21 protein-coding genes are annotated in these 25395 nt (G+C 73.9%); 17 read left to right on the top strand and 4 right to left on the bottom strand.

The genetic code is table 11. From position 1 onward, the window contains the following. Positions 1-24 precede the first annotated feature (24 nt). The 10 genes from WAB14_RS14735 (at position 25) to WAB14_RS14690 (ending at position 11983) form a co-directional block, all read left to right on the top strand. Positions 25-2400, top strand: coding sequence for an RNA degradosome polyphosphate kinase (locus WAB14_RS14735; RefSeq protein ID WP_340270905.1), 2376 nt, complete (start codon positions 25-27; stop codon positions 2398-2400). A gap of 192 nt (positions 2401-2592) precedes the next feature. Beyond that, positions 2593-3747, top strand: coding sequence for an extracellular solute-binding protein (locus WAB14_RS14730; RefSeq protein WP_340270903.1), 1155 nt, complete (start codon positions 2593-2595; stop codon positions 3745-3747). 148 nt (positions 3748-3895) lie between these two features. Next, positions 3896-4849, top strand: a complete 954-nt coding sequence (gene pstC / locus WAB14_RS14725) for a phosphate ABC transporter permease subunit PstC (protein ID WP_340270901.1) — start codon at positions 3896-3898, stop codon at positions 4847-4849. Next, the gene (pstA, locus tag WAB14_RS14720) at positions 4846-6030 is read left to right on the top strand and encodes a phosphate ABC transporter permease PstA (RefSeq protein ID WP_340270899.1); all 1185 of its coding nucleotides are present in this window, start codon (positions 4846-4848) and stop codon (positions 6028-6030) included. The genes pstC and pstA overlap by 4 nt, the downstream gene beginning before the upstream one ends. Positions 6031-6044: 14 nt before the next feature. Continuing rightward, entirely contained in the window at positions 6045-6824 is a 780-nt protein-coding gene (gene pstB / locus WAB14_RS14715; RefSeq protein WP_340270898.1) for a phosphate ABC transporter ATP-binding protein PstB, read from the top strand. 28 nt (positions 6825-6852) lie between these two features. Further along, complete coding sequence (locus tag WAB14_RS14710; protein WP_340270896.1) at positions 6853-7845, top strand: PstS family phosphate ABC transporter substrate-binding protein; 993 nt, start codon at positions 6853-6855, stop codon at positions 7843-7845. Between the two features lie 9 nt (positions 7846-7854). Further along, positions 7855-9324, top strand: coding sequence for a cysteine--tRNA ligase (gene cysS, locus WAB14_RS14705; protein ID WP_340270894.1), 1470 nt, complete (start codon positions 7855-7857; stop codon positions 9322-9324). Then, positions 9324-10346, top strand: a complete 1023-nt coding sequence (rlmB, locus tag WAB14_RS14700; protein WP_340270892.1) for a 23S rRNA (guanosine(2251)-2'-O)-methyltransferase RlmB — start codon at positions 9324-9326, stop codon at positions 10344-10346. The genes cysS and rlmB overlap by 1 nt, the downstream gene beginning before the upstream one ends. Before the next feature lie 279 nt (positions 10347-10625). Beyond that, complete coding sequence (locus WAB14_RS14695; RefSeq protein WP_340270890.1) at positions 10626-11321, top strand: arsenate reductase/protein-tyrosine-phosphatase family protein; 696 nt, start codon at positions 10626-10628, stop codon at positions 11319-11321. Beyond that, positions 11318-11983 carry an arsenate reductase ArsC gene (locus WAB14_RS14690; RefSeq protein ID WP_340270888.1) on the top strand — a complete coding sequence of 222 codons (666 nt, stop codon included), beginning with the start codon at positions 11318-11320 and terminating at the stop codon, positions 11981-11983. The genes WAB14_RS14695 and WAB14_RS14690 overlap by 4 nt, the downstream gene beginning before the upstream one ends. A 154-nt stretch (positions 11984-12137) precedes the next feature. On the opposite strand, the gene WAB14_RS14685 is transcribed toward WAB14_RS14690, so the two are convergent. After that, positions 12138-13397, bottom strand: coding sequence for a DUF4032 domain-containing protein (locus WAB14_RS14685; protein WP_377002462.1), 1260 nt, complete (start codon positions 13395-13397; stop codon positions 12138-12140). A gap of 92 nt (positions 13398-13489) precedes the next feature. Further along, positions 13490-14611 carry an ABC transporter ATP-binding protein gene (locus WAB14_RS14680; protein ID WP_340270885.1) on the bottom strand — a complete coding sequence of 374 codons (1122 nt, stop codon included), beginning with the start codon at positions 14609-14611 and terminating at the stop codon, positions 13490-13492. Positions 14612-14944: 333 nt separating this feature from the next. Here WAB14_RS14680 and WAB14_RS14675 point away from each other — a divergent pair, with 333 nt between their 5' ends. From WAB14_RS14675 to WAB14_RS14650, 6 genes are all read left to right on the top strand, one after another. After that, positions 14945-16543, top strand: a complete 1599-nt coding sequence (locus WAB14_RS14675; protein ID WP_340270883.1) for an ABC transporter substrate-binding protein — start codon at positions 14945-14947, stop codon at positions 16541-16543. Positions 16544-16597: 54 nt separating this feature from the next. Further along, positions 16598-17527, top strand: coding sequence for an ABC transporter permease (locus WAB14_RS14670; RefSeq protein WP_340270882.1), 930 nt, complete (start codon positions 16598-16600; stop codon positions 17525-17527). Further along, the gene (locus WAB14_RS14665) at positions 17524-18423 is read left to right on the top strand and encodes an ABC transporter permease (protein WP_340270881.1); all 900 of its coding nucleotides are present in this window, start codon (positions 17524-17526) and stop codon (positions 18421-18423) included. Before WAB14_RS14670 ends, WAB14_RS14665 begins: the two co-directional genes overlap by 4 nt. Beyond that, the gene (locus WAB14_RS14660) at positions 18420-19472 is read left to right on the top strand and encodes an ABC transporter ATP-binding protein (RefSeq protein ID WP_340270879.1); all 1053 of its coding nucleotides are present in this window, start codon (positions 18420-18422) and stop codon (positions 19470-19472) included. Before WAB14_RS14665 ends, WAB14_RS14660 begins: the two co-directional genes overlap by 4 nt. Then, complete coding sequence (locus WAB14_RS14655; protein WP_340270878.1) at positions 19456-20457, top strand: ABC transporter ATP-binding protein; 1002 nt, start codon at positions 19456-19458, stop codon at positions 20455-20457. Before WAB14_RS14660 ends, WAB14_RS14655 begins: the two co-directional genes overlap by 17 nt. 66 nt (positions 20458-20523) lie before the next feature. Continuing rightward, a complete protein-coding gene (locus WAB14_RS14650; RefSeq protein WP_340270876.1) occupies positions 20524-21000 on the top strand; it encodes a VOC family protein in 477 nt (158 codons plus the stop codon). 190 nt (positions 21001-21190) lie between these two features. Here the strand turns inward: WAB14_RS14650 and WAB14_RS14645 are convergent, their stop codons facing one another. Then, positions 21191-22771: a hypothetical protein gene (locus WAB14_RS14645; RefSeq protein ID WP_340270874.1), complete on the bottom strand. Its 1581-nt coding sequence runs from the start codon at positions 22769-22771 to the stop codon at positions 21191-21193. Continuing rightward, on the bottom strand, positions 22747-23514 hold the full coding sequence (locus tag WAB14_RS14640; protein ID WP_340270872.1) for an ABC transporter ATP-binding protein: 768 nt from the start codon (positions 23512-23514) through the stop codon (positions 22747-22749). Before WAB14_RS14640 ends, WAB14_RS14645 begins: the two co-directional genes overlap by 25 nt. Before the next feature lie 87 nt (positions 23515-23601). Here WAB14_RS14640 and WAB14_RS14635 point away from each other — a divergent pair, with 87 nt between their 5' ends. Continuing rightward, complete coding sequence (locus WAB14_RS14635; protein ID WP_340270870.1) at positions 23602-25389, top strand: serine/threonine-protein kinase; 1788 nt, start codon at positions 23602-23604, stop codon at positions 25387-25389. The last annotated feature ends 6 nt before the right edge of the window (positions 25390-25395 follow it).

Raw genomic sequence — 25395 nt, 5'->3', positions numbered from 1 at the left:
CCGCCACACCAGGGAGCACGGCCGATGGCCACCACGCGACGACCCGCCCGCACCGCGACCACCACCCGGCCGGCGCGCTCGCGGGCCCGCACCGGCGCCCGGCCGGAGCCGGACGGCGCCGCGGAGACGCCGGAGGGCGTGACCGACGCGGCGGGCGACGGTGGGGACGGAGCGCGCGCGCCGCGGTCGCCCCGCTCGGAGAAGGCGGAGATCGTCGAGCACCTCGGGGAGGCGGTCGCCGAGGCCGACCACGGCGAGGAGACCGAGGAGCTGCCCGAGGACCGCTTCGCCGACCGCGAGGTCTCGTGGCTGGCGTTCAACGAGCGGGTGCTCGAGCTCGCCGAGGACCCCGACGTCCCGCTGCTCGAGCGGGCTCGCTTCCTTGCGATCTTCGCGAGCAACCTCGACGAGTTCTACATGGTCCGGGTGGCCGGGCTGAAGCGACGCATCGCGACCGGCATCGCGGTCCGGGCGGCGTCGGGGCTGGAGCCACGGGAGGTCCTCCACGAGATCTCCGCGCGCACCGAGGCCCTCATGGCCCGCCACGCCCGGCTCTACCGCGACGTCGTGGGGCCGGAGATGGCCGTCCACGGCATCACCGTCGTCCGGTGGGACGAGCTCGACGACCACGCGTGCGACCGGCTCGGCGAGCTGTTCCGCGAGCAGGTCTTCCCCGTCCTCACCCCGCTCGCCGTCGACCCCGCGCACCCGTTCCCCTACATCTCGGGGCTGTCGCTCAACCTCGCCGTCGTCGTGTCGAACCCGGCGACGGGCAAGCAGCACTTCGCGCGCGTCAAGGTGCCGCCGGTCCTGCCGCGCTTCCTCCGCGTCCCGCGCCCCGGCGGCAACGACGACGACGTGAGCGTCGCCTTCGTGCCGCTGGAGGACGTCATCGCCGCGCACCTCGGGATGCTGTTCCCCGGCATGGACGTCGTCCGGCACTCGACGTTCCGGGTCACGCGCAACGAGGACCTCGAGGTCGAGGAGGACGACGCGGAGAACCTCCTCCAGGCGCTGGAGAAGGAGCTCCTGCGCCGCCGGTTCGGCCCGCCGGTGCGGCTCGAGCTCGCCGACGACATGGCCGAGGAGGACGTTGAGCTGCTCGTCCGGGAGCTCGGCGTCACCCCGGACGAGGTGTACAACCTGCCGGAGCCGCTCGACCTGCGTGGGCTCACCGTCATGGCCGACCTCGACCGGCCGGAGCTGCAGTACCCCCGCTTCCTGCCGCGGACCCACCGCGACCTCGCGGAGGTCGAGACGGCGAAGGCGAGCGACGTCTTCGGCGCCGTCAGCCGTCGCGACGTGCTCCTGCACCACCCGTACGACTCCTTCAGCACGAGCGTCCAGGCGTTCCTCGAGCAGGCCGCGGCCGACCCCCACGTGCTCGCGATCAAGCAGACGCTCTACCGGACGAGCGGCGACTCCCCGATCGTCGACGCGCTCATCGACGCCGCCGAGGCGGGCAAGCAGGTCCTCGCCCTCGTCGAGATCAAGGCCCGCTTCGACGAGCAGGCGAACATCTCGTGGGCCCGCAAGCTCGAGCAGGCCGGCGTCCACGTCGTCTACGGCATCGTCGGGCTCAAGACGCACGCGAAGCTCAGCCTCGTCGTGCGGCGCGAGCCGGGTGGGCTCGCCCGCTACTGCCACGTCGGCACCGGCAACTACAACCCGAAGACCGCACGGATCTACGAGGACCTCGGCCTGCTGACCAAGGACCCGCAGGTCGCCGACGACCTCACCGTCCTGTTCAACCAGCTGAGCGGCTTCGCGCCACGGGCCTCCTACCGACGCCTGCTCGTCGCGCCCCGCACGGTGCGCCAGGGCCTCGTCGACCTCGTCGACCGGGAGATCGCCAACGCGGAGCGCGGGCTGCCGGCCGGGGTCCGCCTCAAGGTGAACTCCATCGTCGACGAGGTCCTCATCGACTCCCTCTACCGGGCATCGCGCGCCGGGGTCCCGGTCGACGTCGTGGTCCGCGGCATCTGCGCCGTCCGGCCGGGCGTGCCGGGGCTCAGCGACAACATCCGGGTGCGGAGCATCCTCGGGCGCTTCCTCGAGCACAGCCGCATCTTCTGGTTCGCCCAGGACGGGGAGCCGGTCGTCTACCTCGGCAGCGCGGACATGATGCACCGCAACCTCGACCGCCGGGTCGAGGCGCTCGTCCGGGTCGGTGACCCCCGCCACGTCGAGCAGCTCACGCAGCTGCTCGACCTGTCGATGGACGACGGCACCGCGTCGTGGCACCTGCAGGCGGACGGCGCGTGGGAGCGCCACCACAAGGGCGCGGACGGGGAGCCCCTCGCCGACCTCCAGACCGTCCTCATCGCCCAGCACGGGGGTCGCTCGGCACGGCGGTCGAGGAGCTCGTCGAGCGCCCGGAGCGGCCGCGTCGCGCGCTGACGGTCCGCGCTGAGGTCGTCACGCTCCGCGGGCACCGTTATGCGCCCGTGATGTGACACCGCCCGGTACAGGGACAGTTCCGCGACCGTTCACCGAGGGTTCACCTGGGAGGCCCGGCGAGGGCTCCGGGCGCAGTTAGTTTCGGAGCGCAACGAGCCCCTGCCCTCACCGGGCCCCCACAGGAGGTACTCCGTGAAGCGCTCCACCCTGACCCGCGGCCTCGTCCCGGCCGCCGTCGTGATGTCGCTCGCCCTGGCCGCGTGCGGTGGCGACGAGGGCGACACCGACACCGGCGCGACCACCGGTGCCGGTGACGCCTCCGCCCCCGCGGGCGAGGACACCGCCGCCGCCGGAGGCGGCGAGGAGCTGTCCGGCACGCTCGTCGGCGCCGGCGCGAGCTCGCAGCAGGCGGCCGTCCAGGCGTGGGTCGCCGGCTACAACGGCGTCCAGCCCGGCGTCACGGTCAACTACGACCCCATCGGCTCCGGCGGCGGTCGCGAGCTGTGGCTCGGCGGCGGCTCCGACTTCGCCGGTTCCGACGCCTTCCTGGACGACGAGGAGCTGGCCGCGGTCGCCGACAACGGCACGTGCGCCAGCGACCAGGTCGTCGAGCTCCCCCTCTACATCTCCCCCGTCGCGGTGATCTTCAACCTCGAGGGCGTCGACACCGTCAACATGCCGCCGGAGGTCATCGCCGGGGTCTTCGCCGAGGAGATCACGACGTGGGACGACCCGGCGATCGCCGAGGCCAACCCGGACGTCGAGCTCCCGAGCACGACCATCACCCCCGTCCACCGCTCCGACGACTCCGGCACCACGGAGAACTTCACGTCGTACCTCGACGTCGTCGCCGGTGACGTGTGGACCTTCGGGGAGGTCGAGACGTGGCCGAGCGAGCTCGGCGGCGAGGCCGCCCCGCAGACCGCGGGCGTCGTCCAGGCCGTCCAGGCCGGCGACGGCTACATCGGCTACGCGGACGCCTCGCAGGCCGGTGAGCTGGGCACCGTCGCCGTCGGCGTCGGCGAGGAGTTCGTGCCGTTCTCCCCGGAGGCCGCCGCGACCGTCCTCGACGTGTCGGAGCGGGTCGAGGGCCGGTCCGAGACCGACCTCGCGATCGACCTCGCCCGCGACACCCAGGAGTCGGGCGCGTACCCCATCATCCTCGTGAGCTACCACATCGCGTGCGCGGACTACTCCGACGACGAGAAGGCCACCCTCGTGAAGGACTACCTGTCGTACGTCGCGAGCCCGGAGGGCCAGCAGGCCGCCGCGGACAACGCCGGCTCGGCGCCCATCTCGGACACCCTCCGCGAGGACGTCCAGGCGGCCATCGACGCCATCCAGTGATCCTCGAGGCGCTGACGCGGTCCTGACCAACTGCTGACGCGTCTCTGGACCGGAACGGGGTCGGGCGGTCACCATCACGGTGGCCGCCCGTACCCGCGCCGCCCGTCCCCTCTCCCCGCGCCCCCTCTGCAGCGGCCCAAGGACCCTCATGACGACTGACACCCAGCCGGCAGCGCCGGCTGCCGCGCGCTCGGCTCCGCAGCGCCCCGGCGACCGGATCTTCTCCGGGACCGCGCTGGTCGCGGCGCTGCTCATCCTCGTCACGCTCGCCGCGGTCGCGATCTTCCTCACGCTCGAGGGCCTGCCGGCCCTGACGGCGGATCCCGAGGAGATCACGGGCGAGAACGGCTTCCGCTCCTACGTCGTCCCGCTGCTGTTCGGCTCGGTCCTCGTGTCGATCCTGGCGCTGCTCTTCGCGGCGCCGGTGGCCGTCGGGATCGCCCTCTACATCTCGCACTACGCGCCGCGGGCGGTGGCGAAGACCTTCGGGTACGTCATCGACCTGCTCGCGGCCATCCCCAGCGTCGTCTTCGGCTTCTGGGGCGTCGTCGTGTTCGGGCAGTACCTCGTGCCGGGCTTCCAGTGGCTCGAGGCGAACCTCGGCTTCATCCCGCTCTTCGCGGGCCCCACGGCGACGTCGGGACGCGTCATGCTCACCGCCGCGCTCGTGCTCGCGGTCATGATCCTGCCGATCATGACCGCCGTCTGCCGCGAGGTGTTCCTCCAGACGCCGCGCCTGCACGAGGAGGCCGCGCTCGCCCTCGGCGCCACGCGCTGGGAGATGATCCAGATGGCGGTGCTGCCGTACGGCCGCTCCGGCGTCATCTCCGGCGCGATGCTCGGCCTCGGCCGCGCGCTCGGCGAGACGCTCGCCGTCACGCTCATCCTCAGCGTCAACCCGGCGATCATGACGTTCAACCTCATCAGCTCCGAGAACCCCTCGACGATCCCCGCGAACATCGCCCTCAACTTCCCCGAGGCGACCGGGCTCGGGGTGAGCGAGCTCATCGCGACCGGCTTGGTGCTGTTCGTCCTCACCTTCGCCGTCAACTACGCCGCGCGGTGGGTCGCCTCCCGCGGCTTCTCGGGAGCCGCCGGATGAGCACCCCTCGCGAGACCGAGACCCAGCGCACCGGCCCGCTCGACACGGGCAGCCGTCCCGGCCCGGCCGACACCAGCGGGCTCACCCCGGAGCGCTTCGGGGCGCCGAAGCCCGCCGGCCCGCCGCCCCCGCCGGCCGGCACGGGCCTCGGCGCGACGTCGGGCACCCTGCCCCGGCGCCTGCCGCAGGCGCTCCTCCTGCTGTCGGCGGTGCTGTCGACCGCCGTCCTCTTCCTCTTCGGCGCGTTCTCCTTCACCGGCGCGGCCGCGCTCACGGCCGTCGTCTACATGCTGGGGATCTACGTCCTCGCCCGCTCCACCGAGGGGCCGCGCCGCGCCAAGGACCGGGTCGTCACCGCCCTCGTCACCGTCGCGTTCGTCCTCGCGATGGCACCGCTGCTGTCCCTCGTGTGGACCGTCGTGTCGAACGGCATCGCCCGCTTCGACGTCGCCTTCTTCACCGAGACGATGGCCGGCGTCGTCGGCGAGGGCGGCGGGGCGGCCCACGCGATCGTCGGCACGCTCGTCGTCACCGGCATCGCCGCGCTCATCTCGATCCCCGTCGGCGTCCTCGCCGCCGTGTGGCTCGTGGAGTACGGGCGCGGCCCGCTGAAGGCGGCCATCACGTTCCTCGTCGACGTCATGACGGGTATCCCGTCCATCGTCGCGGGCCTGTTCGCCGTCGCGCTCTTCATCACGCTCACGGACAACCCGGGGCACCGCTCCGGCATCGCCGGCGCGATGGCCCTCGCGGTCCTCATGACGCCGGTCGTCATCCGGTCGGTCGAGGAGATGCTCAAGCTCGTGCCGGACGAGCTCCGCGAGGCCAGCTACGCCCTCGGCGTGCCGCGCTGGCGGACCATCACGAAGGTCGTCATCCCGACGTCGATCGGCGGCATCGCCGCGGGCATCACCATCGCCGTCGCCCGTGTCATCGGCGAGACGGCGCCGCTGCTCATCACCCTCGGCTTCACCGTCGGCTTCAACTTCGACGCCACCGAGGGCCGGATGTCGACCCTGCCCGTCTTCGCCTACGACCAGTTCGTCCGTCGGGGCCTGCCGCCCGAGGCGTTCCTCGACCGGGCGTGGACGGCGGCCCTGGTCCTCATCCTCATCGTCATGCTCCTCAACGGCATCGGCCGTCTCGTCGCCTTCCTGTTCGCCCCCACAACCGGACGCTGAGAGGAACCTCCACCGTGTCCAAGCGCATCGAGGTCAACTCCCTCGACATCTACTACGGCAAGTTCAAGGCCGTCGAGGACGTCTCCATGGTCATCGAGCCCCGCTCGGTGACGGCGTTCATCGGCCCCTCCGGCTGCGGCAAGTCGACGTTCATCCGGTCCCTCAACCGCATGCACGAGGCGATCCGCGGCGCCTACGTCACCGGCGAGGTCCTCGTCGACGGGCAGAACCTCTACGCCCCCTCGACCGACCCGGTCGACGTCCGGCGTCAGATCGGCATGGTCTTCCAGCGCCCGAACCCGTTCCCCACGATGTCGATCTACGACAACGTCATCGCCGGGTACAAGCTCAACGCCCGCCGCATGAAGAAGTCCGTCGCCGACGAGAAGGTCGAGAAGGCCCTCCAGGGCGCCAACCTGTGGAACGAGGTGAAGGACCGGCTGTCGGAGTCGGGCTCGAGCCTGTCCGGCGGTCAGCAGCAGCGCCTGTGCATCGCCCGCGCCATCGCCGTCGAGCCCGAGGTGCTCCTCATGGACGAGCCGTGCTCCGCGCTCGACCCGATCTCCACCCTCGCCATCGAGGACCTCATCCAGGAGCTCAAGGAGCAGTACACGATCGTCATCGTCACCCACAACATGCAGCAGGCCGCGCGGGTGAGCGACCGGACGGCGTTCTTCAACATCGCGGGCACCGGCAAGCCCGGCAAGCTCATCGAGATGGACAGCACGGACGTCATGTTCAGCACGCCCAAGGTGCAGGCGACGAACGACTACATCTCCGGCCGTTTCGGCTGACGGGGGCGCCGGGCGGCATGCTGTCGCCGTGCCCGCCCGCCGCCGCGACCGCAGGGCCGTCACCGTCCGGGTGACGGCCCTCGTCGTGTCCGCGGCGCTCGCTCTGGCCGCGTGCGCCGACGACCTCCCGGCGACCCAGGGCCTCACCGGCGACGTCGCCGTGGCCGGGTCCTCCTCGCTCACCCCGCTCGTGCGGGCCGGGGTCGCGGAGTACACGACCGAGGTCGAGCCCGGCGTGCAGGTCCGGCTCGCGACGACCGGCACGGGCGCCGGGGTCGCGCGGCTGTGCGCCGGCGAGGTCGACGTCGCCATGACGTCGCGTCCGCTCACCGGAGAGGAGCGGGCCGCGTGCGAGGCCGCGGGCGTGACGCCGGAGCGGCTCGTGCTGGCGAACGACGCCGTCGTCGTCGTCGTCCCCTCCCGCAACGAGGCGGTCCGCTGCCTCACGAGCGCGGAGCTGCGGCGGCTCTGGTCCGCCGACGGCGGTGGGACGGGGCAGCCTGCCCGTACGTGGCAGGACGTCCGCGACGACCTGCCCGCGACCACGCTGGTCCCGTTTGCGCCCGGGCCGGCCAGCGGGACCGGCGACGTGTTCGTCGAGGCGGTCCTCGAGGGGGCGCCCCAGCGCGAGGACGCCGCCCGCAGCGAGGACGACGCCGTCATCGTCGACGGGGTCGCCGCCAGCCCCGGCGGGGTCGGGTACGTGCCGCTCGCGTACGCGGCGGGCAGCGACGACGTCCGGGCCGTCGCGCTCGACACCGGCGCGGGCTGCGTCGCCCCGGACGCCGGTGCCGTCGCGGACGGCACGTACCCGCTCGCCCGCGAGCTCGCGGTCGTCGTCGACGGGTCGACGTGGCGCGAGGAGCGTGTGGTGCGCGGCCTCGTCGAGCACCTCGTCCGTCGGGCCGACGACCTCGCGCGGCAGGTCGGCGACGTCCCCCGCTCGCCCGCGCAGCGCACGGCGGCGTTGGCCCCCCTGCAGGGCCGGGACGCGACCGGCCCCGCCCCGAGCCCCCCGTAGGCTGGGCCGGTGCCCGACCCCGGCCTGCGCCTGCACGACAGCCTCGCCCGCGAGACCGCCCCCCTGCGGCCGGTCCGGGAGGGCCACGTCGGCATCTACGTGTGCGGGGCGACGCCGCAGATGAGCCCGCACATCGGGCACATGCGCGCGCAGGTCGTCTACGACGTGCTGCGGCGCTGGCTCGTGCACTCCGGCTACGAGGTGACGCTGGTCCGCAACGTCACCGACATCGACGACAAGATCCTCACCAAGGCCGCCGAGGCCGGTCGGCCGTGGTGGGCGCACGCGTACCGCTACGAACGGGAGTTCACCGAGGCGTACGCCGCCCTGCGGGTGCTGCCCCCCACCTACGAGCCCCGGGCGACCGGTCACGTGACGGAGATGGTCGCCCTGATGGAGCGGCTCGTCGCCGCCGGCCACGCGTACCACGTCGACGGCACGGCCGACGTGTACTTCGACGTCCGCTCCTTCGCCGACTACGGCCGGCTCACCCGGCAGTCCCTCGCCGAGCTCGAGCCCGCCGGCGACACCGACCCCGAGCTCGCCGGTCGCAAGCGCGACCCCCGCGACTTCGCGCTGTGGAAGTCCGCGAAGGACTCCGAGCCCGCCACCGCGTCGTGGGACACCCCCTTCGGCCGGGGCCGACCGGGGTGGCACCTCGAGTGCTCCGCCATGGCGACCCGGTACCTCGGGGCCGAGTTCGACGTCCACGGCGGCGGTCTCGACCTCCGCTTCCCCCACCACGAGAACGAGATCGCCCAGTCGAACGCGGCCGGGGACCCGTTCGCCCGCGTGTGGCTGCACTCGGCGCTGCTCACGACGGCCGGGGAGAAGATGAGCAAGAGCCTCGGCAACTCGCTCGGTGTCGCCCACCTGCTCCGGGAGCACCGGCCCGAGGTGCTGCGCTACTACCTCGTGTCGGCGCACTACCGCAGCAACCTCGAGCTCGCGCCCGCCTCGCTCGACGAGGCCGCTGCCGCGTGGGGGCGGATCGCGGGCTTCCTCGAGCGGGCCGAGGCCGCCACGGGCGCCATCGGCGACGACGGCCTCGTGTGCGCGGAGTTCACCGCCGCCATGGACGACGACCTCGGCGTGCCGCAGGCGCTCGCCGCCCTCCACGGGGTGGTGCGGGAGGGAAACGCCGCTCTCGACGCAGGTGATGTCTCGGCCGCCTCGGGCGCAGCAGGCAGCGTCGCCACGATGTGTCGCGTGCTCGGGATCGAACCTGAGGAAGGCACTGGCGACGGCGGGGCGGCGACCCGCGCGCTCGACGCCCTCGTCCGGGCCGAGCTCGACGCGCGCACCCGCGCGCGCGCGGACCGGGACTGGGCGTCCGCCGACGCCGTCCGCGACCGGCTCGCCGCGGCGGGCATCGTCGTGGAGGACACGCCCCAGGGGCCGCGGTGGACCGTCGCCGCCACGCCGCCCCGCGACGCACCCACCTCCGAGGCCGCCCGCACCCCGACAGGAGCCCCCTGATGGCAGGCAACTCCAAGCGCCGCGGCGCGGTCCGCAAGGGCGGCAAGGGACCGACCGTCGGCAGCGGCGGCAACCGCCGGCGGGCGCTCGAGGGCAAGGGCCCGACGCCGAAGGCGGAGGACCGCGTCTCCCACCCCGCGCACGACCGCAAGGTCGCCCGCGAGCGCGCCGCGGCCAAGGCCGAGCGCGATGCGCGGTCGCGGGCGGGCATGCGCAAGGGCGGCTCCGCCCGACCGGGCGCGCGGTCGTCCGCCCGGCCCGGCGCCGCCGGCCAGCGACGGCGTGCCGGGACCGGCGCGGAGTACGTCGCGGGCCGCAACTCCGTGGTGGAGGCCCTGCGGGCGGGCGTACCCGCCACCGGGCTCTACCTGCAGGACACCGTCGAGTCCGACGCGCGCGTCAGGGAGGCGGTGCGGGCGGCGTCCGACGCCGGCATGCCCGTCCTGCCGGTCGCCAAGCACGACCTCGACCGGCTCACCGACGGCGCCGTCCACCAGGGGGTCGCGCTCCAGATCCCGCCGTACGCCTACGCCGACCCCGCCGACCTGCTCCACGGCCGGCGCCGCGACGACGTCCTCGTCGTCGCGCTCGACGGCATCACCGACCCCCGGAACCTCGGGGCCGTCGTCCGCTCGGCGGGGGCCTTCGGCGCCGCCGGGGTCGTCGTGCCGTCGCGGCGCAGCGTCGGCATGACGGCGGGGGCGTGGAAGTCGAGCGCGGGTGCGGCGGTCCGGGTGCCGGTCGCCCGCGCGGGCAACCTCACCCGGACGCTGCAGGACTACCAGAAGGCGGGCCTCATGGTCGTCGGCCTCGACGCGCACGGCGAGGTCGACCTGCCGGAGCTCGACGTGAGCGGCACCGGGGTCGTGCTCGTCGTCGGTGCCGAGGGGGAGGGGCTCTCGCGCCTCGTCCGCGAGACGTGCGACGTCGTCGTGTCGATCCCGATGGCCGCGGCGACGGAGTCGCTCAACGCCGGCGTCGCCGCCGGGATCGTGCTCTACGCGGTGGCCCAGCAGCGCTGACGCGCCCGGGCGAGCAGGCCGCGGGGGACGGTTCCCCGCCGACTGGGACGTGAGCCCACCGACTGGGACGTTCCCGGGGTCGGTAGCCCTCGTCGAGCCCGAAGTCGTCCCGCTCGGGACGGCAACGTCCCACCCAGCAACGGCGCGGAGCGGGCGGCTCAGCCCGCCCGCCCGCGGCGGTGGTGACGGCACCGCCAACACCTGGTGCACTGCGAGCGAGCAGTGCAGTTCCGCTCAAGGTTCGTTGACTCAATGATTGTCGAGTGAGATGCTCCGCTCGTGGAACGGCGTCACGACCTCGCCCGCCGGGCCAGGGTGCACGCCGCGCTCGCCGACGAGACCCGGTTGCAGGTCGTCGACCTCCTCGCCGTGGGTGACCTCGCCCCCGGCGAGCTGGCAGGCACGCTCGGGGTCACGTCCAACCTCCTCGCCCACCACCTCAAGGTCCTCGAGGTCGCCGGCGTCGTCGCGCGCCGTCGCTCGGAGGGCGACGCGCGCCGCACCTACGTCACCCTGCTCGCCGACGCCGCCGAGCCGGGCGTCCGTCCCGCCCCCCGGGTCGTCTTCGTCTGCACCCACAGCTCCGCGCGCTCCCACCTCGCCGCGGTGGCCCTCAGCCGCGCGGTCGGCGTACCCACCGCCAGCGCCGGCACCGAGCCCGCCGCGGAGGTGCACCCGGGAGCGGTCGCCGTCGCGGCACGTCACGGGCTCGACCTGGGCGGTCGCACGCCCGCCCACGTCGACGACGTCCTGCGTGAGGGGGACCTCGTCGTGGCCGTCTGCGACAGCGCCTACGAGTCGTCGCTCGCCGCCGCCCGCCCCGTCGACCTCCACTGGTCGGTACCGGACCCCGTCCGCACCGGCGACGAGGCGGCATTCGAAGGCGCCTTCGCCGACATCAGCGCCCGGGTCGACCGGCTCGGGCGCGCCCTCACCGGGTCCCGCCGTCGACCCACAAGGAGCACCTCGCCATGACCGAGACCCTCCAGGCCCTCCACCAGCGGGCCGGCATCGAGCTCGACCAGCAGCTCGCGCTGCGGACCGCCGCGACCCGCCTCGCCGAGGACTTCGTCGGCGTCTACGGCGCGGAGACCATCGAGCGGTTCCTCGTGACGAGCTACGACCAGCTCGCCGGCCCCGCCACCGTCACCCGCTACCTCCCGCTCATCGCCGAGCGGTTCGCCCGCCAGCGCCTGCGCGCCCTCGCGAGGATCGAGGGCCGGCACGACGACGGCGTGCCGACGGTGCTGTTCCTCTGCGTCCACAACGCGGGGCGCTCGCAGATGGCACTCGGCTTCTTCCAGCACCTCGCCGGCGAGCGGGCGATCGCGTGGTCCGGTGGCTCCGAACCGGGGTCCCGGGTCAACCCGGCCGCGGTCGAGGCGATGCGCGAGCGCGGGATCGACATCTCGCACGAGTTCCCCAAGCCCTGGACCGAGGAGACCGTCCGCGCGGCCGACGTCGTCGTCAGCATGGGCTGCGGTGACGCCTGCCCGATCTTCCCCGGCACACGGTACGAGGACTGGGTCCTCGAGGACCCCGCCGGCAAGGGCGTCGACGAGGTCCGTCCGGTCCGCGACGAGATCGAGCGGCGCGTCCGGCACCTGCTCGACGAGCTCGGCGTGCCCGCGACCTGAGCCCGGCGCGGGCGACTGGGACGCTGCTCGGGCGACTGGGACGTTGCTCGGGCGACTGGGACGTCTTCGGGGTCCGGGGCGGCCCCGGCGACCGATGTCGTCCCGGCCGCGAGCAGAACGTCCCACTCGCGGGAGCCGCCGGACGGGCTCGAGCTCAGTACTCGGTGACGATCGGGATCGGCTCGGTGTCGACCCCGCCGAGCACGGCCTTCTCGTCGCGGCGGTGCACGAGCTCGTCCGTCATGTAGTGCCGGATCGCCTCGTCCAGGCCGACGTCGTGCCCGGCGGCCTCCGACAGGTACCAGCGGTGCTGGAGCACCTCGTGGAAGACCTCGGCGGGCTCGAGCTTGCCGCGCAGCTGCGGGGGCACGGCGCGCGTCACGGGCTCGAAGACCGTCGTCAGCCACGTGTGGGCGACGATCTCCTCCTCCTCGCCCTGCATGTCGTTGGCCGCGGCGAAGGAGTCCATGTCGTTGAGGAGGCGGCGGGCCTGGTTCTCCTCCACGTCGAGGCCCGTGAGCCGGAGCAGCCGGCGCGTGTGGTGCCCGGCGTCGACGACCTTCGGCTGGATGTGGACCGTCGTGCCGGTGAAGTCGGTCGTGAGGGCGAGCTCGCCGACGTCGAAGCCGAGCTCGTTGAGCCGGCGGATGCGGGCGTCGACGCGCCAGCGCTCGACGCGGTCGAACTCCTCCTCGTCCGTGAGCTCGGCCCACAGGGACGTGTAGCGGTCGACGATGCGGTCGCTGGCCGCGATGGGGTCGAAGTCCTCGTCGAGGAGCTCTCCCGCCTGCAGGTCGAACATCTCCCCGGCGATGTTGACGCGCGCGAGGTCGACGTCGTAGCTCCTCTGCCCCGCGGACAGCTGCGGGTAGAGCTCGCCGGTCTCGGCGTCGACGAGGTACGCGGCGAACTCGCCGGCGTCGCGGCGGAAGAGGGTGTTCGACAGGGAGACGTCGCCCCAGTAGAAGCCCTGGAGGTGAAGGCGCACGAGCAGGACGGCGAGCGCGTCGATGAGGCGGGTGGCCGTGTCCGGGCGCAGGGTCTGGCTGAACAGCGCCCGGTACGGCAGCGAGAACTGCAGGTGCCGGGTGATGAGCGCCGCCTCGAGCGGCTCGCCGTCGGCGGACACGCGACCCGACACGACCGCGGCGGGCTCGACCGAGGGCACCTGCAGCCGGCGGAGGTTGCGCAGCATCTGGTACTCGCGCCGCGCGATGGGCTCGTTGATCTCCTTGATCGCGTACACGCGACCGCCGAGGCGGACGAAGCGCACGACGTGCCGGCTGATGCCGCGGGGGAGGGCGGCGATCCGCTCCTCCGGCCACTCCTCGAGCGGCACCTCCCACGGCAGGTCGAGCAGCCCGCTCTCCGGGGTGGTCGACGTGATCTCGAGGGCGGTGCTCACGGCGCACATCCTTCCCTGGCTCGGCCGCGGACGCGACGACGGGCGCCCCGTGGCGGGACGCCCGTCGTCAACTGGTCCACCGGAGCGGTGGCGCTACCCCGTCAGAGGCGCGCGCCGGTCTTGAGGTCGAAGAAGTGGACGTGGCCGCCCGCCGGGACGAGGTGGACGGTCTCGCCGCGCTGGGGCGGGCGACGGCCGTCGGTGCGGGCGATGATGTTGTCGCCCGTGGTCCTGTCCTCCCCGCGCAGGTCGGGGTCGTCGACGTCGACCTGGTGCCCCGCGTCCGTCGTCCCGTAGATGTACGCGTCGGCGCCGAGCTCCTCGACGACGTCGACCTGGACGGGCAGGCCGTGGCCGTCGGAGGAGATCGTGAGGTCCTCGGGCCGCACGCCGACGGTGACCTCCTTGCCGCTCGCCCGGGACAGCTGGTCCCGGTCGATCGGCAGGGTGGTCGTACCGAACTTCACGCCGTTCTCGTCGACCGGGAACGACAGCAGGTTCATGGCGGGGGAGCCGATGAAGCCGGCGACGAACACGTTGTTCGGCTTGTCGTACATGTTGCGCGGGGTGTCGACCTGCTGGAGGACGCCGTCCTTGAGGACCGCGACCCGGTCGCCCATCGTCATGGCCTCGACCTGGTCGTGGGTGACGTAGACGGTCGTGACGCCGAGGCGGCGCTGGAGCGACGCGATCTGCGTGCGGGTCTGGACGCGCAGCTTGGCGTCGAGGTTCGACAGGGGCTCGTCCATGAGGAACACCTGCGGGCTGCGGACGATCGCGCGACCCATCGCGACGCGCTGGCGCTGCCCACCGGACAGCGCCTTCGGCTTGCGCTCGAGGTACTGCGACAGGTCGAGGATCTTCGCGGCCTCCTCGACGCGCTTGCGGATCTCGTCCTTCGGCGTGCCGGCGATCTTGAGCGCGAAGCCCATGTTGTCGGCGACGGACATGTGCGGGTAGAGCGCGTAGTTCTGGAACACCATCGCGATGTCCCGGTCCTTCGGGGGCATGTCCGTGACGTCGCGGTCGCCGATGAAGATGCTGCCGCTCGTCACCTCCTCCAGCCCCGCGAGCATGCGGAGGGTGGTGGACTTGCCGCAGCCGGAGGGACCGACGAGGACGAGGAACTCGCCGTCACCGATCTCGAGGTTGAAGTCGTCGACCGCGGGGCGCTCGGCCCCGGGGTACAGCCGCTCGGCGTGCTCGAAGGTCACTGTTGCCATGGCTGTGCCATTCCCTTCACCGGCAGGTACGTGCCGGACGATCCGTCGTGAAGGCTGCCCGGGGTCCCGGGCCTCCCGCCGGGAGCCGTCGTCGGCCGGCGAAGGGGGTGTGTGCCTCGTCGCAGGGAGTCGGACGGCTGTGTCCCGACCCCCGTGATCCTGCCCGATCGGCACGACGAGGTCCAGCACGACTCCGTCACATCCGGTCACTCTGCGTATGTGAAAGATGGAGAACCGGTAACGAAGGCGCGGGGGCAGCGGCCTCAGGTCGCCCGGTCCGTCCCGCTTCGCTAGGGATGAAGGGTTCATCTCCGGCCGGAGGAAGGTGCCACCGTGCGTCTGCAGACCCGTTCCCGCGCTCTCGTGCGGCTCGCCGCCGCCACCGCCACCGCACTCGCCCTCGCCGCCTGCAGCACCGGTGGCGGCGTGGAGGGCGAGGGCCTCGAGGAGGCACCCGACGCCGACACCGACGCCACGGACGAGGCCGGAGGGGGCGCGACGGGTGACGCGCCAACCGGCACGCTCGTCGCGGCGATCACCGGCACCCCCGACCAGTTCGACCCGCACTCGACGAGCGCGTACGCGAGCTTCCAGGTGCTGGAGAACGTGTACGACACGCTCGTCGTGCCGAACGCCGAGGACCTCACGTTCGAGCCGTCGCTCGCGGAGTCGTGGGAGACGAGTGAGGACGGCCTCACGTGGACGTTCACGCTGCGTGAGGGCGTGACGTTCCACGACGGCAGCGAGTTCGACTCCGCCGACGTCGCCTACTCCTACAACCGGATCATCGACGAGCAGCTGGCGAACTCCTTCCGCTTCGCCAACGTCGAGTCGATCGACACCCCGGACCCGCAGACGGTCGTCCTCAACCTGTCGGCGCCGACGCCGAACCTGCTCGCCAACATCGGCGGCTTCAAGGGCATGGCGATCCTCCCGGAGGGCGCCGCGGAGGACCTCGACCTCGCGAACGAGGCGAACGGCACCGGACCCTTCACGCTGGAGTCGACGAGCGCCGGTGGCGCCGAGGTCGCCGCGTTCGACGGGTACTGGGGCGAGGGTCCGTTCGTCGAGGGGGTCGAGTTCCGCTACGTGCCGGAGTCCGCGGCCGCGCTCACCGCGCTGCGCAACGGCGACATCGACTGGACCGACAACGTGCCGCCGCAGGACATCGCCACCCTCGAGGGCGAGGAGGGCGTCGAGCTCGGCCAGGTCGGCTCGACGGACTACTACTACGTCGCCTTCGACACGACGGAGCCGCCGTTCGACGACGTCGACGTCCGGCGGGCCATCGCGACCGCGGTCGACCGCGAGGCCATCGCGGAGGCGGCGACGTTCGGCGCCGGGACCGCGAACCAGACCGCGATCCCCGAGGGCTCCTTCTTCGCCAGCGACTACGCACCCTTCCCCGCCGACGCGGCCGCGGCCGAGCAGCTGCTCGCCGACGCCGGCGTGGAGGACCTGTCCTTCGAGATCATGGTGCCGAGCACGGCGCCGCAGGCCGTCACCGCCGCCGAGGTGCTGTCGAGCCAGCTGGCCGAGATCGGCGTCACCGCGACGCCCGACACCGTCGAGGAGGGCGCCTTCCTCTCGCGGCAGGGCGAGGGCGACTTCGACGCGTTCTCGTGGTCGTGGATCGGCAACCTCGACCCGTTCGGCTACTACCACGCCCAGCACCTCACCGACGGCGGGTTCAACTTCCAGGGCTACAGCAACGAGCAGGTCGACGAGCTGCTCCAGCAGGCCTCGACCGAGACCGACCAGGACGCCCGTAAGGAGCTGTACGACCAGGCGGTCGAGATCATCGTCGACGAGGTGTCGTACCTCTACTACTACAACCCGGACGTCGTGCAGGCGTGGAGCGGCGACCTGTCCGGCTACACGGTGCGGCCGGACCGCGCCATCAACTTCGACACGGTGCAGCTCGGCGGCTGAGGCGGCGCGCGTGCGTGGGGCGGAGCGGGCGGCGGCCCGGCGATGAGGAGCTATGTGCTCTCCCGGGTCGCCCAGGCCGCGGCGGTGCTCCTCGGTGTCGCCGTGCTCGTGTTCGCGATCCTCCAGCTGGTGCCGGGGGACCCCGTCCGGATCGCCCTCGGCACCCGTTACACCGAGGAGACGGCGGCGGCGCTGCGCGCCCGGTCGGGCCTCGACCAGCCCGTCCTCGTCCAGTTCTGGACGTGGTTCACCGGTGCGCTCACGGGCGACCTGGGGGTGAGCTTCCGCAGCGGCGACCCCGTCACCGCGCTCATCGTCGAGCGGCTCCCCGCCACGCTGAGCCTCGCCGGGATGTCGATCCTCGTCGCGCTCCTCATCGCCGTCCCGCTCGGCACCGTCTCGGCGCTGCGGCCGCGGACGACGGTCGACGGCGTCGCGACCGTGTTCAGCCAGGCAGGGATCAGCATCCCCGACTTCTGGATGGGGATCCTCCTCATCGTCTTCGTCGCGCCGCTCCTCGCGCTGCCGACCGGCGGCTACGTCCCCCTGACGGAGGACCCGGCCGGGTGGCTGCGGGCCGTGATCCTCCCGGCGGTCACGGTCGGCGTGACGAGCGGGAGCATCCTCACCCGCTTCGTCCGCAGCTCCCTCATCGAGGCCGCCGACGCCGAGCACGTGCGCACGGCGCGCTCCAAGGGCCTCACCCGACCGACCGTCCTCGGCTGGCACGTCATGCGCAACGCGCTCCTGCCGTTCGTCACGGTCGTCGGCGTCCAGCTCGCGTACCTGCTGTCGGGCGTCGTCGTCGTCGAGATCGTCTTCAGCTACCCCGGGCTCGGCGAGCTCGCGCTGCAGGCGGTCCAGAGCCGCGACTTCCCGCTCCTGCAGGGTGCGGTGCTCCTGTTCGCCGTCGTGTTCCTCGTCATCAACCTCCTCGTCGACCTGTCGTACGCCGCACTCGACCCGAGGGTGGGCACCCGGTGAGCGGCGCGCGCCGCGCGTGGGCGGTCCTCGTCCTCACCGCGAAGCGCGGAGGCGGGGCGTTCGGTCTCGTCGTGCTCGGGCTCGTCGTCCTCGTGGCCCTCTTCGACGACGTCCTGGTTCCCGGCGGCCCGAACCAGATCGACGTGGCGAACCGGCTCATGCCCCCCTCGCTCGAGCACCCGTTCGGCACCGACGACCTCGGGAGGGACGTCCTCGACCGGGTGATCCTCGGGGCGTCCGTCAGCCTGCAGGTCGGCTTCGTCGCCGTCGGCATCTCGCTCGTGGCCGGGACCCTCATCGGGCTCCTCGCCGGCTACTACCGGGGGCCGCTCGACGCCGTCCTCATGCGGTTCATGGACGTCCTCTTCGCCTTCCCCGCGATCCTCCTCGCCATCGCGGTCCTCGCGCTGCTCGGCCCGGGGACGACGAACGCGATGATCGCCATCGGCATCGTCTACACGCCGATCTTCGCCCGCGTCACCCGCGCCGCCGTCCTGTCCGTGAGCGAGGAGGTGTACGTGCGCGCCTCCCGGTCGGTGGGTGCCCCGGACCGGCGGATCCTCTTCCACCACGTCCTGCCGAACGCGGCCCCGCCGATCATCGTCCAGACCTCGGTGAGCCTCGCGTTCGCGATCCTCTCGGAGGCCGCGCTGTCCTTCCTCAGCCTCGGCACGCAGCCACCGAACGCGTCGTGGGGCCTCATGCTGAGCGAGGGGCGCGGCTTCATGACGCAGGCGTGGTGGATGGCGGTGTTCCCCGGTCTCGCGATCTTCATCACCGTCCTGGCCTTCAACCTCCTCGGGGACGCGCTCCGCGACGTCCTCGACCCCCGGCGTCGTGCGCTGCTCACCGCCCGCGCGAGCGGGCCCGACGCCGGATCGACGACCGCCGCATGAGCGCCCAGCCGGCCGACGCCCCCCGGACCTCCGAGCACAGCCTCGAGATCCGGGACCTCCACGTCACGTTCCCCACCTCGCGGGGCCCCGCCACCGTCGTCCGGGGCGTCGACCTCCACGTGAGCCCCCGCGAGACGCTCGCCGTCGTGGGGGAGTCGGGCTCCGGCAAGAGCGTCAGCATGCTCGCCGTGCTCGGCCTGCTGCCGTCGAGCGCGACCGTCACCGGGTCCGCGCTCTACCGCGGGCGGGAGGTGCTCGGCGCGTCCGACGAGGAGCTGCGCCGGCTGCGCGGGCCGGGTCTCGGGATGGTGTTCCAGGACCCCATGACGTCCCTCAACCCGGTCCTCACCATCCGCCGGCAGCTCCTCGAGGGGCTCGTCGCCCACACCGACCGCCGCGAGCGGCGCCGGCAGAAGCAGCAGCTCCTCCAGCGCGCCCGCGACCTGCTCGACGAGGTCGGCATCCCCGACCCCGACCGGGCGCTGCGCTCCTACCCCCACCAGCTGTCGGGCGGGCAGCGGCAGCGCGTCATGATCGCGATCGCGCTCGCCCACGACCCCGCGGTGCTCGTCGCCGACGAGGCGACGACCGCGCTCGACGTCACGGTGCAGGCGCAGATCCTCCGCCTCGTCGCCGCACTGCAGGAGGAGCACGGCACCGCGGTCGTGTGGATCACGCACGACCTCGGGGTCGTCGCGGGCATCGCCGACCGCGTCGCGGTCATGTACGCCGGCCAGGTCGTGGAGTCCGGGGTCACCGACGCCGTCTTCGACGCCCCCACGCACCCGTACACACGCGGGCTGCTGGCGTCCCTGCCCGACATCGACGCCGACGGCACCGGTCACGACCGCGCGCCGCTCGAGGCCATGCGGGGGCTGCCGCCGGACCCCGTGGACCCGCCGCCCGGCTGCGCGTTCGCGCCCCGCTGCCCGATCGCCGACCCGGCGTGCGTCGAGCACCCGCAGCGGCTGCGCGAGGTGGGGCCGCACCACGAGGCGGCGACCCGCTGCCCCGTCCCGGAGGAGGTGCGCCGTGACCGAGGCGACTGACGGCGACGTCCTCGTCCGGCTCCGGGACCTCGAGGTGCACTTCGGGTCGTCGAAGCAGCCCGTCCGAGCCGTCGACGGCGTCGACCTCGACATCCGCCGCGGGGAGACCCTCGGGCTGGTCGGTGAGTCCGGCTGCGGCAAGTCGACCCTCGGCAACGCGCTTCTGCGGCTCGTGGAGCCGACGGGCGGCACCGTCGAGATCGACGGGACGGACGTCACGGGTCTCGGCCGGTCGGACCTGCGGCGCATGCGACGTCGCGCCGTCATGGTGTTCCAGGACCCGTACGCGAGCCTCGACCCGCGCCACAGCATCGCCGACGCCGTCGAGGAGCCCCTCGTCGTCCACGGCCTCGGTGGCGGCCGGGCCGGGCGGCGGAAGCGTGTCGAGGAGCTCCTCGAGATGGTCGGCATCCCGAAGGCGGCCGCCGACCGCTACCCCCACGAGTTCTCCGGCGGCCAGCGGCAGCGCGTCGGCATCGCCCGCGCCCTCGCCGGCGAGCCCGACCTCATCGTGGCCGACGAGGCCGTCGCGAGCCTCGACGTGTCGATCCAGGCGCAGGTGATGAACCTCCTGCGGCGCCTGCAGTCCGAGCTCGGCCTCACGCTGCTGTTCGTCAGCCACGACCTCGCCGCCGTCCGGCACGTCAGCGACCGCATCGCCGTCATGTACCTCGGCCGGGTCGTCGAGGTCGGCCCGGCCCACAGCGTCGTCGCCGACCCGCAGCACCCGTACACGCAGGCGCTGCTGTCGGCCGTGCCGCGCCCCGACCCGCGCGCGGAGCGGGAGCGGGAGCCGCTGCTGCTCAGCGGCGACGTGCCGAGCCCGACGGACGTCCCGAGCGGCTGCCGGTTCCGCACGCGCTGCCCGAAGGTGTTCGAGCCGTGCGACGACGTCGACCCCGGCATGTTCGACGTCGGACCGGACCACGCCGCCGCGTGCCTCCTCCACAGCCCGGAGCACTCGGGCCGGCAGGAGCACCGATGAGTTGAGCGGCGCCGGGCCGTCCACCCTCCCGTGCGGGCACCGTGCCCGCGTCCACGAGGAGGAACCGTGCCCGCACAAGTCCCGTGCCTGTGGTTCGACGGCCAGGCCGAGGCCGCCGCCGAGCACTACGTCTCGATCTTCCCGAACTCGGTGGTGACGAACGTCCAGCGCGCTCCCGCGGACACCCCGAGCGGGCCGGCGGGGTACGTCATGGTCGTCGAGTTCACCCTCGACGGGCAGCGGTACACCGGCCTCAACGGCGGCCCGCAGTTCACCTTCAGCGAGGCCGTCAGCTTCCAGATCATGTGCGCGGACCAGGCCGAGGCCGACCACTACTGGGACAGGTTGTCCGAGGGCGGTGAGGAGGGGCCCTGCGGCTGGCTCAAGGACAGGTTCGGCCTGTCGTGGCAGGTCGTGCCGGAGGAGGCCACCGCCCTCATGTCCGACCCCGATCCGGGACGGGCCCGCCGGGCGACGGAGGCCATGCTGCAGATGACCCGGCTCGACGTCGCCGCCATGCGCGCGGCCGCCGACGGCGCCTGAGCGGCTGCCGGCGCGGCGGTCCGCGCGGCGGCCGGCGCGGCGTCCACAACCCCTGTGCCGCAGCGAGTGTGGACGCGGAGGAGGCCGTTCGCCGTCCACAACCCCTGTGCCGCAGGGAGTGTAGACGCGGAGGAGGCCGTTCGCCGTCCACAACCCCTGTGCCGCAGGGACGGTGGACGCCGACGGGCGCTCAGCGTCGCAGGCGGGCGAGGAGCTCGGGTCCGCGGGAGTCGTAGACGCGCCCGCCCAGGCGCACGGCCACGGCGAGGAGGAGGGCGCCGTACAGCGGACCGACGAGAGCGAGCACCCACCCGACCGCGGGCGTGGCCCACGCCCACACGAGCAGCACACCGACCGGGGCGAGGAGAGGGGCCAGCGCGAGCCCGCCCACCGCCTGCTGGAGCAGGGCCGCCGCACCGGAGCCGCTCGTGCCGGAGAACGGGTTCGAGCCCGCGGGCGGCACCGGGTACGGGTACAGGACCGAGGTGACGGCGGCCACCGCGGTCCCCACGAGCAGCACCCCGAGCGAGGCGCCGACGAGCGCGGGGGCGAGGTCGTGCCGATCGCCGGCGACGGCCGAGGCGACCGCGACCGCCGTCGTCACGGGGGCACCCCACACGAGCATCGCCAGCGCCCGGGCCGCCCGGTCGTCGCGACCCCTCACCGCCGCCGACAGCGCGAGCCACAGCGCCCCGCCGTCGAAGGCGATCTCGTTGAGCATGGTGAAGGCGAGGAGCAGCCCCACGAAGGGCCCGGTGAGCAGCGCGACACCGGCGGGGGCGTCCGTGAGCGCGGGCAGGGCGAGCAGGAGGAGCGTGACGACCGGCAGCGCCACGACCGAGACCGCGTATCGGTTGTCCCGCACCCAGTAACGCAGCGACCGCTCGAGCTGGGCGCCGGCGGGAGAGTCCGGCAGCAGCCGGGCGAGCCGGTCGGGGCGGGAGTCGCTCGCACGGTCGCGGCCACGGCCGCCGCGCACGGCCCCGCTCGGGCGCAGCCTCGCCTCGAGGGCGCGCTCGTAGCACAGCCACAGGACGACGACCGTGGCCACGGCGACCGCCGCCCGACCGGCGAGCACCGGCCAGCGAGCCTGCGCCGCGACCGTCGGCAACGACCACACCGCACCGAGCGGGCTCCACGCCAGCACCGCGACGAGGGCGTCGAGCGACCCGGTGCGCAGCTGCTCGCCCACCCGGACGAGGACAGGACCGCTGAAGCCCAGCAGCGACAGGACGAGCACCCCGACGGCGATCGTCGCCTCACGGCCCCGCCGGCCGGACACCAGCGACGCGGCCGCCGTCAGCACCGCACGGCCCGCGAGCAGGCACGTGAGCGTCCCGAGCGCGGCGGTGACGACGGCGACGGCCACGGGCACGGCCCCGCGGGAGAAGGTGATGACGAGCGCGAGCGAGGCGAGCGCGGTCGCGACGGCGAAGGGGGTGACGACGGACCCGGCGAGCAGGCCGACGGCGAGCCGTCGCGGCGGGACCGGGACGAGCGCGAAGCGGACGGGGTCGGCCATGACGTCGTCGCTGCTCAGCAGCAGAGGCAGGACCGCCCACGCCACGAGCGCGAGCGCGCCGAGCACGACGACGCCCGCCCCGGCGAGGTCGAGCGGTGCGAACCGCAGCCCCGCGAGCACCCCCGCGGCCACCACGGCGGTGCCGAGCGCGAACAGCACGCCGACGACGAGCAGGACCACCTGCTCCGTGCCGCCGCGCAGCTGGTTGCGGAGCAGGCGGACCCTCAGCCCGAGGAGGACGCCAACCACGCCAGCCCCTCCCCGATGCCGCGTCGCCCACCGGACAGCGCGACGAACCGGTCCTCGAGCGTCCCGCCGGCGCGGACCTCGTCGAGCGTCCCGGACGCCACCACCCTCCCCGCGACGATGACGGCGACGTGGTCGCACAGCTGCTCGACGAGGGCCATCACGTGGCTGCTGACGACGACCGTGCCGCCGTCGGCGGTGAAGCGCTGGAGCAGCTCGCGGATCGTCGAGGCCGACACGGGGTCGACGGCCTCGAAGGGCTCGTCGAGCACGAGCACGCGGGGCGCGTGGACGAGCGCGCACGCCAGCCCCACCTTCTTGCGCATCCCCGCGGAGTAGTCGACGACGAGGGTCCGACCGGCGTCGGTGAGGTCGAGGACGGCGAGCAGGTCGGCGGCCCGGCGGGCGGCCTCCGCCCGCGGCAGCCCGTGGAGGCGACCGATGTGCTCGACGAGCTCGGGGCCGCTGAGGCGGTCGAGCGTCGGCAGACCGTCCGGCAGCACGCCGAGCAGCCGGTGCGCGCGCTCGAGGTCGGACCACACGTCCTCGCCGTGGACCAGCACCCGCCCGGCGTCGGGGCGCAGCAGACCCGTCGCCATCGACAGCGTCGTCGTCTTGCCGGCGCCGTTCGGTCCGACGAGCCCGAACATCGACCCCTGCGGCACCACCAGCTCGAGCCGGTCGACCGCGAGCGTCGCCCCGAAGCGCTTGGTGAGCTCGCCGCACGTGAGGGCCCCCGCTGCCATGGCCACGACGGTAGCCGCCGAGCCCGCCACGGCGGCCGGCGCTGTCGTCACGCTCTACCGTGGAGGCGTGGCAGGGGAGGAGGGCGCGTGAGCGCGACGCAGCACGCCGGCCCGTACCGCCTGCTGCGGGTCATCGGCGAGGGCGGCATGGGCGTCGTCCACCTCGCGCTCGACCCCTCCGAGCGCGCCGTCGCGGTCAAGGTCGTGCGCCCGCAGGTGGCGACCGACCCGCAGACCCGCGAGCGGCTCGCCCGCGAGGTCCGCTCGCTCGCGAAGGTCCGCCACCCCCGGGTGGCGGAGGTCCTCGACGCCGACTTCGACGCCGACCTGCCGTACGTCGTCATGCGGTACGTGCCGGGGGAGGCGCTCGACGCCGTCGTCCGCCGCGACGGTCCACTCCCGCCCGCGCAGCTCGACGAGCTCATGGTGGGGCTGGCGGAGGCGGTGTCGGCGGTCCACTCGGTCGGGGTGGTGCACCGCGACCTCAAGCCAGGCAACGTCCTGCTGCTCGACGGCTCCCCGGTCGTCATCGACTTCGGCATCGCCCGCGCCGCCGACGACGCCCAGCTGACGTCGACCGGCCTCATGGTCGGCACGCCCGGCTACCTCGCCCCCGAGGTCCTCGACGGCACCGACGTGGGGCCCGCCGCGGACTGGTGGGGCTGGGCCGCGGTCGTCGCGTTCGCCGCCACGGGCCGACCCCCGTTCCGCTCCGGGCCGATGGAGGCCGTGTTCGACCGCGTCCGGCGCGGTGCGGTCGACCTCGAGGGCGTCCCGGGACCGGTCGCCCGGCTCCTCGTCGCGGCCCTGCGCCCGGACCCCGCCGAGCGACCGGGGCCCGCCGCGATCGCCGACGCGCTCGCCGACCTCACGGGTCGGCGCCCGCTCCTTCCGGCCGGCGGCGACGACGCATCCGCGCTCGCGGGCGGACCAGGGCCCGGGGCACCGGTGACCCGACCGGTCACCCGCACGACCGTCCGGCCGCGGGTCGAGAGCCCCGCCCCGCCGGCGTCACCGCCCCGGCCGGGCGGCACCCCGCCGCCGCGGCGGGTGCCGGAGGCCCCGAGCACCCGGGTCATGGACCGACCGCCCCCGCCGACCGCGCCGATCGCCCCGGTTGCCCCGGTGCCCGCCCGCGCGGCGCAGACCGCCGCGCAGCCGCCGGCGCGCGAGCCGTGGGCGGTGGCCCGCCGCGAGCCGGCCGACCTGGCCCGGCCCGACAGGGGCGGCGACGCGGGCGCCCCGCCCTCCGGCGACGCGGGTCCCGGTGCCGTCGCCCCGCGACGCGGCTGGGACGGACGCCCCGTCCCCGAGCTGCCCCGCCGCGCCGGCATGGCGGCGCTCGCCGCGGTCGTCCTCGTGTCCGTCGCGACCGTCAGCCCCCTGGGCGCGGCCGTCCTCACCGCGGCGTGGGCGGGTCTGGCCCGCGCCGTGCAGTGGTCGCGGATCGCGGTGGCACGGGTCCGCTGGCGCGAGGGACGCGTCGGCGTCGGCACGTGGACAGGACAGGTCTTCGCCTACCCCTTCCGGCTGGTCGGCGCGCTGCTCACGAGCGTCGGGTACGTGCTGCTCGGCGCGCTCGCGCTGTCCCCGGTGCTCCTGCTGGGGGCGGCCCTCCTCCTGGAGTACCGCTCCGTGCCGTGGTCCAACCTCACCGCGGTCCGCGCGACGCTCACGGGTCCGCTGCCGCTCACCGTCGCGGCGGTGCTCGCGGGCCTCGTCGCGTGGTGGGGACCGGGCGGTCGGGCGGTCCGCGAGGGGTCCCGGGCGCTCACGGAGCCGGCGCTCCGCCACCGCAACGGCCGGCTCGTCGCGGCCGGTCTCGCCGGGCTCGTCGCGGTCGCCGCGCTGCTCGTCGTGTCGCAGCAGGTGTGACGGCGG

The organism is Aquipuribacter nitratireducens (assembly GCF_037860835.1).
Classification (GTDB): domain Bacteria; phylum Actinomycetota; class Actinomycetes; order Actinomycetales; family JBBAYJ01; genus Aquipuribacter; species Aquipuribacter nitratireducens.
Note: the sequence above shows the minus strand (reverse complement) of the source record. Positions and strands in the feature narration are given on the sequence as shown.